At 70.5% G+C, this 5130-nt stretch carries 5 protein-coding genes; 2 read left to right on the top strand and 3 right to left on the bottom strand.

Going from position 1 to position 5130, the window contains the following annotated elements:
• Nucleotides 1-111: 111 nt before the first annotated feature.
• Nucleotides 112-657, bottom strand: coding sequence for a DUF4245 domain-containing protein (locus AC07BS_RS35110; RefSeq protein ID WP_478642979.1), 546 nt, complete (start codon nt 655-657; stop codon nt 112-114).
• Nucleotides 658-858: 201 nt separating this feature from the next.
• Here AC07BS_RS35110 and glpX point away from each other — a divergent pair, with 201 nt between their 5' ends.
• The gene (gene glpX, locus AC07BS_RS35105; RefSeq protein WP_478642982.1) at nt 859-1890 is read left to right on the top strand and encodes a class II fructose-bisphosphatase; all 1032 of its coding nucleotides are present in this window, start codon (nt 859-861) and stop codon (nt 1888-1890) included.
• A 136-nt stretch (nt 1891-2026) separates the two neighbouring features.
• Here the strand turns inward: glpX and AC07BS_RS35100 are convergent, their stop codons facing one another.
• A complete protein-coding gene (locus AC07BS_RS35100) occupies nt 2027-2383 on the bottom strand; it encodes a WhiB family transcriptional regulator (protein WP_207247897.1) in 357 nt (118 codons plus the stop codon).
• A 180-nt stretch (nt 2384-2563) separates the two neighbouring features.
• Nucleotides 2564-3286 carry a DUF1707 SHOCT-like domain-containing protein gene (locus AC07BS_RS35095; protein WP_478642985.1) on the bottom strand — a complete coding sequence of 241 codons (723 nt, stop codon included), beginning with the start codon at nt 3284-3286 and terminating at the stop codon, nt 2564-2566.
• Nucleotides 3287-3359: 73 nt separating this feature from the next.
• Between AC07BS_RS35095 and AC07BS_RS35090 the strand changes: the two genes are divergently transcribed.
• On the top strand, nt 3360-5015 hold the full coding sequence (locus AC07BS_RS35090; RefSeq protein ID WP_478642988.1) for a fumarate hydratase: 1656 nt from the start codon (nt 3360-3362) through the stop codon (nt 5013-5015).
• The last annotated feature ends 115 nt before the right edge of the window (nt 5016-5130 follow it).

Below are 5130 nucleotides of genomic sequence, written 5' to 3'. Positions count from 1 at the left end.
CCCCCCCCCCCCCCCCCCCCCCCCCCCCCCCCCCCCCCCCCCCCCCCCCCACCCCACCCCCCCCCCCCCCCCCCCCCCCCCCCCCCCCCCCCGCCGTCGTCGCCCGATGACTCACCGCTTCGCGGAGCCCTTCTCCGCCTTGAGCGCCCCGGCCATCTCGCCCAGCCGCTCGTACGAGGCCGTGCCGGTGACGACCGTGGTCACCCCGCGCTCCTCGCGCACCAGCGCGTTGTACTTCGGGCCCTCGTAGCGCTGCCAGGTGGCGCCGCCGGCCTTCTGCGTCGTGTGGGTCTTCTCGGCGCCCTGGCTGACGCTCTCGACGAAGGCGCGGGCCGAGCCGTCGGTCTGCTCGACCGCCACGTACTGCCGCTGCGGGTCGAGGAAGCCCAGGTGCCAGACCGCGCCCTGGTCGCTGCGCGCCTTGTACGAGACGGAGGTCGCCCGCCAGCCGTCGTCCAGCCCCTCGGGGGCGGCCACGGCGTAGGGGGCGGCACGGCGGGCCGTGTCCAGCTCCACCCGGTAGCCGACCGTCCTGACGGGGTCACCGCTTCCCTCGTGCGGGATGAAGACGTAGCTGATGCCCGCCACGGGGATCACCACGGCCATCGCCAGCACCATGTTCCGAATCGTCTGCGCCTTGGGATTCCTACCTGCCACGTCCCTATCGTCCCCCATGCCGTTTCCGATCTTGACGGCGACTCTTGGCGACGACCTGATGGGGCACTGACGGCGCTCATGCGTGGGGCACTCTGCTCACTCTCGCAATCAACCGATAAAGTCATGGGCACCCTCACCCTCCCGGCCCACGGGCCACCGGAGGGACCCCACGGCCGTCGCCGTAGAGAAAGGTCCGCCCCGATGACTGATCATCATCTGCCGTCCCCGCTCAAGGTCAGCCCCGAGGCACCCGACCGCAACCTCGCGCTGGAGCTCGTCCGGGTCGCCGAGGCCGGCGCCATGGCCTCGGGCCGCTGGGTGGGCCGCGGGGACAAGAACGGCGCGGACGGTGCCGCCGTACGGGCCATGCGCGCGCTGATCCACACGGTGTCGATGAACGGCGTCGTCGTGATCGGTGAGGGCGAGAAGGACAACGCGCCCATGCTCTACAACGGCGAGCGGGTCGGCGACGGGACGGGCGCGGAGTGCGACGTGGCCGTGGACCCCGTGGACGGCACGACGCTGACCGCCAAGGGCATGGCCAACGCCGTCTCCGTGCTGGCCGTCGCCGAGCGCGGCACGATGTTCGACCCGTCCGCCGTGTTCTACATGGACAAGCTGGTCACCGGCCCGGAGGCCGCCGACTTCGTCGACATCACCGCGCCGGTCGCGGTGAACATCCGGCGCATCGCCAAGGCGAAGCGCTCCGCCGTCGAGGACGTCACCGTCGTCGTCCTGGACCGCCCCCGGCACGACGGCCTGGTCAAGGAGATCCGCGAGGCGGGCGCCCGGATCAAGTTCATCTCCGACGGCGACGTGGCCGGCGCCATCATGGCCGCCCGCGAGGGCACCGGCGTGGACCTGCTGCTGGGCATCGGCGGCACGCCGGAGGGCATCATCGCGGCCTGCGCGATGAAGTGCCTGGGCGGCACGATCCAGGCCCGGCTGTGGCCGAAGGACGCCGAGGAGCGGCAGCGGGCCCTCGACGCGGGCCACGACCTGGACCGCGTGCTGTGCACGGACGACCTGGTCAGCGGCGAGGACGTGTTCTTCGTCGCCACCGGCATCACGGACGGCGAGCTGCTGCGCGGCGTGCGCTACCGCGCCGAGACGGCGACGACCCAGTCGCTGGTGATGCGCTCCAAGTCCGGCACGATCCGCCTGATCGACTCCGAGCACCGGCTGTCGAAGCTGCGCGCCTACAGCGCGATCGACTTCGAGCGCCCCAGCTGACCGTAGAACGACGCCCCCGGGCCGACCGGGGACACCGACGGGCCGGGCCCTGCCGTGATCGACGGCAGGGCCCGGCCCGTACGGTTCGGAAGACCGCTTCGAAGGACAGCTTCGAAAGACAGCGAAGCCGCGGGGATCAGCCCGCGGCCGCGATGCGTGTGGAGCGCTGCAGTTCCGCCTCGCGCCGCCGGCGCCGCGCGAGCACGACCCGGCGTTCGGCGGCCGTCAGCCCGCCCCAGACGCCGTAGGGCTCGGGCTGGAGCAGGGCGTGCTCGCGGCACTCGACCATGACGGGGCAGCGGGCGCAGACGCGTTTCGCCGCCTCCTCCCGGGAAAGCCGGGCGGCGGTCGGCTCCTTTGATGGTGCGAAGAAGAGCCCGGCTTCATCCCGGCGGCACACCGCCTCCGAATGCCAGGGGCCGGCCTGTTCCCGAGCGGAAATCCGCTGGGACGGTACGGCGGCTTCCTGCAGGGGCTGATGCGGTAGCAGCACGGTCTACTCCTGACGACGGCTTTGCTCGGCCGGTTGAGTCACCTTTGCCCGTCTCGACGCGCACGGCCATTCGCACCCGCAGCCGTACGAGAGACGATGCACCAAGCTTTACCCGCTGTGCGCGAGCTTATTCACACCGTTGCCATGACCGGAATGCTCTCGGTTACCGCGCCGCGACGGTCAGTTGACCGCCAGGAGGTTCTTCAGCCGGCGGCCCTTGCGGGGCTTCGCCTCCACGCCGCCGAACACCGCGAAGCCCGTGACCACGACGACCGGAGCGCCCGGGTCCGCGGCCTCACCGGTCCGTACGTCGAAGCCGCCGAAGACGCCCGAACCGGTGCCCCGCAGCGTGATGTTCTCCGGCACCCTGATCTCCACGCCGCCGAAGACCGCCCAGGCGTTGACGACGATCTCGCGCTGCTCGAAGTAGGCCTCGGTCAGGTCGATCTCGACGCCACCGAACAGCGCGAACGCGTTCGTCCGCGCCCTCGGCCGCCAGCGGCCGCGGCGCATGGCACCACCGAACACGGCGACGAGGTTCTCCGGGGCGGCCGGGACGGGGCGCACGGAAGCACCGGACGGGCGCATGGACGCGTGAGCGGCGGCGTGTCCGCGCCCGGCGGGCAGATCGCGCACCAGCGGCGCCAGCTCGCCGAGCGTCCTGGCGGCATACACCGCGTCGGTCCGCTCGGTGTGCTCCTCGGGGGTGAGCCGCCCCTCGGCCAGCGCGTCGCGCAGGATGCCGGCCGTACGGTCGCGGTCCGCGTCGGAGGCCCGCAGGGAGTCGGCGGTGCGCGGGGATGAGTCGTCCACGGAGGCAGCGTAGCGAAACGCGATAGATCGCGACAGTGGCAGGGGTCCCGGGCGACAGGTGAGTCTTACCTCACCTCCTGACCGGCTCATCCTGGTTCTACGCTGTTTCCGTGCCGTCGAGGATGCCGGCGCACAGCCGTCTGCCGAGTGAGGAATGGCTTCCATGCCTGAGTTCGCCTATACCGACCTGCTGCCCCAGGGCGAGGACAACACCGAGTACCGCCTGATCACCTCCGAGGGTGTCTCCACCTTCGAGGCCGACGGCCGTACCTTCCTCAAGGTCGAGCCGGAGGCGCTGCGCAAGCTCGCCGCCGAGGCGATGCACGACATCTCCCACTACCTGCGCCCGTCCCACCTGGCCCAGCTGCGCAAGATCCTCGACGACCCCGAGGCGTCCCCGAACGACCGCTTCGTCGCCCTCGACCTGCTGAAGAACGCCAACATCGCCGCCGCCGGCGTGCTCCCGATGTGCCAGGACACCGGCACGGCGATCGTCATGGGCAAGCGCGGACAGAACGTGCTCACCGAGGGCGAGGACGCCAAGGCCCTCTCGCACGGCATCTTCGACGCCTACACCCAGCTCAACCTGCGCTACTCGCAGATGGCTCCGATCACCATGTGGGAGGAGAAGAACACCGGCTCCAACCTCCCCGCGCAGATCGAGCTCTACGCGACCGACGGCGACGCGTACAAGTTCCTCTTCATGGCCAAGGGCGGCGGCTCGGCCAACAAGTCCTTCCTCTTCCAGGAGACCAAGGCGGTCCTCAACGAGGCCTCCATGATGAAGTTCCTGGAGGAGAAGATCCGTTCGCTCGGCACGGCCGCCTGCCCGCCGTACCACCTGGCGATCGTCGTCGGCGGCACCTCCGCCGAGTACGCGCTGAAGACCGCCAAGTACGCCTCCGCGCACTACCTCGACGAGCTGCCCGAGGAGGGCTCCCCGCTCGGCCACGGCTTCCGTGACAAGGAGCTGGAGGAGAAGGTCTTCGAGCTCACGCAGAAGATCGGCATCGGCGCGCAGTTCGGCGGCAAGTACTTCTGCCACGACGTCCGCGTCGTCCGCCTGCCGCGCCACGGCGCCTCCTGCCCGGTCGCCATCGCGGTGTCCTGCTCCGCCGACCGCCAGGCCGTCGCGAAGATCACCGCCGAGGGCGTCTTCCTGGAGCAGCTGGAGCGGGACCCGGCGCGCTTCCTGCCGGAGACCACGGACGAGCATCTTGAGGCGGACGGCGACGTCGTGCGCATCGACCTCAACCGCCCGATGGACGAGATCCTCGCCGAGCTCACCAAGTACCCGGTCAAGACCCGCCTCTCGCTGAGCGGTCCGCTGGTCGTCGCCCGCGACATCGCCCACGCGAAGATCAAGGAGCGACTGGACGCGGGCGAGGAGATGCCGCAGTACCTCAAGGACCACCCGGTCTACTACGCCGGCCCCGCCAAGACCCCCGAGGGCTACGCCTCCGGCTCCTTCGGCCCGACGACGGCCGGCCGCATGGACTCCTACGTCGAGCAGTTCCAGGCCGCGGGCGGCTCCAAGGTCATGCTGGCCAAGGGCAACCGCAGCAAGCAGGTCACCGACGCGTGCGGCACGCACGGCGGCTTCTACCTCGGCTCGATCGGCGGCCCGGCCGCGCGCCTGGCCCAGGACTGCATCAAGAAGGTCGAGGTCGTCGAGTACGAGGAGCTCGGCATGGAGGCCGTCTGGAAGATCGAGGTCGAGGACTTCCCGGCGTTCATCGTCGTGGACGACAAGGGCAACGACTTCTTCGTGGACCCGGCGCCGGCGCCGACCTTTACGTCGATTCCCGTCCGCAAGTAGTCGCGTCGTCCTCAAACGCCGGACGGGCTGAAATCAGCCCGTCCGGCGTTTGAGGACAAGGCACAGCAGCCCGTCCGGTGGTTTCGGAAAAGGCGCAACAGACCGTCCGGCGTTT

The organism is Streptomyces sp. NPDC044063, from assembly GCF_056434285.1.
This window is presented reverse-complemented; position numbering and strand designations above follow the sequence as displayed.